The sequence below is a fragment of the Okeania sp. genome (assembly GCF_983059655.1).
Genome location: NZ_CEZPJD010000712.1, coordinates 1 through 4,133, shown reverse-complemented (window position 1 = coordinate 4,133; position 4,133 = coordinate 1). Strand labels below are relative to the sequence as shown.

Here is a 4,133-nt window from a genome sequence, read left to right as displayed (position 1 = left end):
GCTAAAACCAATATCAGTAAAGACATTTAGGTTTAATCAGCAAGCCCTAATTAAGATAGAACATTGGTGGTTTGTGTTAAAAAATTGGATCAGACAAAAACTCAAAGAATTTGAGAATTTTAGAGACTGTGTGGATACAGCTTTTATGCTACATTCCGCACGACAAAGTGTAACATAAAAATATAAGTCAAAAGTCAAAAGTAAGAAAAAAATTGTAGTGGTCAATAGAAATTAACAATTTACTAAGTATTTATGCTTAATTTTTTCCTGAAATTTAATGAATAAGAAAGTTAGATCAAGATAATTCGTACACCTTCTAAAAATCTAGACAATCCTAGACACGCTCTTCATCGGTGACTAAAAGCGATTTTCCGACTCACCTGTTCATAAGTCTACTGGCAAAGAAGGTTAATGTTCCGCTCAAACACATTGAGTTTAGGATTCCCTCTGGGGTTTTCATCCTTATGAAGAGTCGAGTGCAAAACACTCTATAATCGTTGCTAAAATCCTCTGGTCTTAGCAGACATATGTAATGATAACACAGATTAATGGCGTAAAAACATAGACATTTTGTAGATATTTGTCTAGGATGGTCTATATTTTTCAGCTCTAGCAAGCAACAGTATAAATACGTACTAAGCTACCGAATTCTTATAATACTCTAGTGTTACAACTTGACGTGCGGAACGTGGGTTTTATGGAAAATCCTCAAGTTTTTCCATAGTGGTGAAAGATATCAATTATTCCTATAGGATTTAGTTGCTCTAGGAAGCGATCGCTGAAAAAAATCATAGCGTTAGCGAAGCTTTGCGTCAGCCATCACCCTTTTTCATGCGCCATACATATTGTATTTGCGTAAGTCCTGTGAAGGATAGGAGCCTGAATCCAAAATGTCCTAAAGAATGCTCCGTAAACAGAAGTTAGGAGGAATAGGAATTATAGAGGAGGTAATCAGAAGAATCTTCCCAAGATTGTTATGGCCAACTATGGCCCAAAATGCGCTCATTTTTGACCATGATAGAGCTGAAGACCAGGTACTTTTTTCAGATCTAAAAAGGCACTTACCTTTATGTGTAAATGCTTTTAGATTTAATCAGCAAACCTTAATTAATAGCAAGAAGCCGATGAGGAGACTCGAACTCCTGACCGTTCGATTACAAGTCGAGTGCTCTACCAACTGAGCTACATCGGCAACGTTTTTAATAGTAGCAAAGCTACACCTATTTATGCAACCCCTTTTTACTTTTAAATCACATTTGTTTTAAATAGCTTAATAAATCGGCCATTTCCTGGTCATTAGGCTGAAATTGGGGCATAGGTGGTGTTTGGCCACTAATTACTTGCTTAATAATTGCCACATCTGACATACGTTGGGAAACCCCTTCTAAAGAAGGTCCTATCTGACTTTCTAAAACCCACTCGTGACAACCTGCACAGTTCATTTGAAAAATTGCGTGGCCTTGAACTGGGTCTCCATCAATAGACAATACTCTTTTTATATAAGGATCGGAAACCTGAAACTGCCCAAATCCTAAGAACATAAATAGGACCGTCAACAGAACAGCCAGACTAACTAAAGCTCTCCACTTCAGTAAGACTTCTTTTTTGGTATCAGCAAGCTGGTTATCCAAAATCTTTATATCTCAAAAACTATCTACAAGAAAGTTTAATATCAATTAATATACCTTAACAGTATGGCTCTTTTTTGGGTAATACTTTTATCTCAAGTAAAATATTTAATATTAATCAATCCAAATCTACTCGGGTTCGGTTTAACGAAGTCAGGAGTCATAATTAGAAAGTCAGAAGTCAAAAGTTATTTTTGTAACAGGGATTTAAGCAAGGCTCCAAAAATATTTCGCCAGTCAAGGTAGGGTTTCGCGACCCAATTATTTTGATAAAAAAAATCTTCCAACCGATGCGCCATTGCCCAATCTTTCTATATCTTCCCCTCCCAGGAAGAGTTAGGGGTGAGTCTCCATTGGCCAATCTGCTCCTCTATTTCTAAATAGAAGAGCAGATGCCTATATTATTGACTTGGGAGTTCTCTACTGGTACTTTCTCCCCAGATTCAAAATAAATAGTAGTATTGATCGATAAACAAATAAAAATTTCAACTATAAGGAGTTGGCTTCGTGGTAGAACCATTACTTTCTGGAATCGTACTAGGTCTAATCCTCGTGACATTGGCAGGACTATTTTTTGCAGCCTACCAACAATATCGACGGGGCAACCAATTAAATATCGACTAGATTAGTCAATATCTCCTCTCGAGTGGGACGAAAGAAGGTCAAAGCTGTATTGCCATAGACTTTCTGCCGACAAATTTCTAAGGTGGAAACCAATTTAATAGATAATCCTCCGGGACTATGTTCCACTGCTAACTCGCTGGTTGGTGCTAGAAGTTGATATTGGGCGATCGCCTCCAATACTGGTTGATATAGATCGCTAGCATAAGGTGGGTCAAAATAAATCAAGTCAAACTTCTGCCCTACCAGCACTTTTAAACGTTTTAACACATCTCCCCGCAATACCTGAAATTCCTGGGATGACCTAGCCACAAGTTGCCAATTTTGATTAATTACAGCACAAGCAGGGCCATACTGTTCAATAGCGACTGCAAAGGATGCTCCTCTACATAAAGCTTCAGCACCCATGGAACCCACACCTGCACATATATCTAACCATCGACAACCAACTATATTAGTTTGCCAAATATTAAAAACTGCTTCTCTCACTTTGGCCAAAGTTGGACGAGTGGTCATTCCTGGTAAAGTTTTTAAGGGACGATTTCCATATATCCTTAAGTTCATGGTTGTTCTAACCAGCTAAGGCCAAATTTTCAGATATAACTTTACTAACAAAATTTGACAAAATTTGTAGCCCAATAGTAGAAGATTTTTCTGGGTGAAATTGTACTGCCATTAAATTGTTTTGTCCTACTGCTGCTGTGACTGTTTGATGGCCGTGAGTAACTGTTGCTGCTGTAACTTCAGAGTCAGTGGGGTCAACATAGTAGGAATGAACTAAATATACCCAAGGTGGAGAAGTTATTTCACTCCACAAAGGATGGTTTGGTTTAGTAAATTTTAGTTCGTTCCAACCCATTTGGGGAATTGTCAAACCGGGTTCAGATTTAAACCGACGTACTTTTCCAGCAAGTATTCCTAAACCTGGTTCCCGACCTTCTTCGCTACTTTCAAATAATATTTGCAACCCTAAACATATACCTAAAAAAGGTTTTCCTGAAGCAATGGCTTGTTTTATGGGTGCTTCTAAGTGTCGCGAGCGCAAGTGTTGTAATGCCGGGTCGAAAGACCCTACTCCTGGTAAAATTACTCCATCAGCTTGTTCTATTTCTATGGGAGAATCTGTAATTTTTGGGGTTGCACCAGTTTTTTCTAAACCTTTACAGACAGAATGTAAATTACCCAGATCGTAGTCTATGACTGCAATAGTTGGCATTAATTTTTTTCCTTATCTAGTAGTTGGCAATTTTATTATAGTCAAGAAGTGAGTATGATTTAAATAAGCAAAGGCACTTATGCTGAAGATAGAGGGCAGAAGGAACAATTTTATATCCCATCGAATTGTAGCCAATGCGAACGGCGCGGTTTTATCAAAATAATTGGGTCGCGCAGCCCCGCCTTTTAGGGCGAAATATTTTTGGAGCCTTGCTCAAATTCCCGTTACCAAAATAACTTCTAACTTCTGACTTCTAACTTCTGACTTCGTTAAACCCTTGTTCCCTTTGGTTACGGGCAGAGGTCATTTCAGTTATCAGTTATCAGTTATCAGTACCTCTGCCTGTTTGTGCAGCATTCCGCACCGAAAGTCAGAGGCTTGAAATATTGAACTTTATTTTCTCTTGGTCGATTGGATATGGCGAGGAAACCTGCTCTTGACAGAGCCGCTCCGAAGATCGCCATCCCACCCTACGGGAAGCTGCGAAGAGCGACCGCTCTCTTGGTCGATTGGATATGGCGAGGAGACCTCGCCATCCCACCCTTCGGGAAGCTCCGCTAACGACCGCTGTCTTGGTTGATTGGATATGGCGAGGGGACCTCGCCATCCCTCAACCGCTTTTTCATCCCCTTGAAAGGGGAGGCTTGAGACCTTATTTTTTGGTCAGG

General features: G+C 39.4%; 4 protein-coding genes and 1 tRNA gene. 1 reads left to right on the top strand and 4 read right to left on the bottom strand.

The genetic code is table 11. From position 1 onward, the window contains the following. Window positions 1-1,119: 1,119 nt before the first annotated feature. Both AC3DU7_RS27125 and AC3DU7_RS27120 read right to left on the bottom strand, forming a co-directional pair. Window positions 1,120-1,192: transfer RNA gene (locus AC3DU7_RS27125), tRNA-Thr, on the bottom strand. 58 nt (window positions 1,193-1,250) lie between these two features. Next, a complete protein-coding gene (locus tag AC3DU7_RS27120; RefSeq protein ID WP_488042374.1) occupies window positions 1,251-1,631 on the bottom strand; it encodes a c-type cytochrome in 381 nt (126 codons plus the stop codon). Between the two features lie 504 nt (window positions 1,632-2,135). On the opposite strand from AC3DU7_RS27120, the gene petG reads away from it, so the two are divergent. After that, a complete protein-coding gene (petG, locus tag AC3DU7_RS27115) occupies window positions 2,136-2,252 on the top strand; it encodes a cytochrome b6-f complex subunit V (protein WP_124147707.1) in 117 nt (38 codons plus the stop codon). Here petG and rsmD read toward each other — a convergent pair. Both rsmD and hisH read right to left on the bottom strand, forming a co-directional pair. Beyond that, window positions 2,238-2,813 carry a 16S rRNA (guanine(966)-N(2))-methyltransferase RsmD gene (gene rsmD / locus AC3DU7_RS27110; RefSeq protein WP_488042373.1) on the bottom strand — a complete coding sequence of 192 codons (576 nt, stop codon included), beginning with the start codon at window positions 2,811-2,813 and terminating at the stop codon, window positions 2,238-2,240. The two genes, petG and rsmD, sit on opposite strands and share 15 nt — an antisense overlap. A gap of 7 nt (window positions 2,814-2,820) precedes the next feature. After that, window positions 2,821-3,465: an imidazole glycerol phosphate synthase subunit HisH gene (hisH, locus tag AC3DU7_RS27105; protein WP_488042372.1), complete on the bottom strand. Its 645-nt coding sequence runs from the start codon at window positions 3,463-3,465 to the stop codon at window positions 2,821-2,823. Between the last annotated feature and the right edge of the window lie 668 nt (window positions 3,466-4,133).

Excerpts from the sequence above, each read along its gene's own strand:
- rsmD (WP_488042373.1), bottom strand. The coding sequence starts at position 2,813 with ATGAACTTAAGGATATATGGAAATCGTCCCTTAAAAACTTTACCAGGA.
- hisH (WP_488042372.1), bottom strand. The coding sequence starts at position 3,465 with ATGCCAACTATTGCAGTCATAGACTACGATCTGGGTAATTTACATTCT.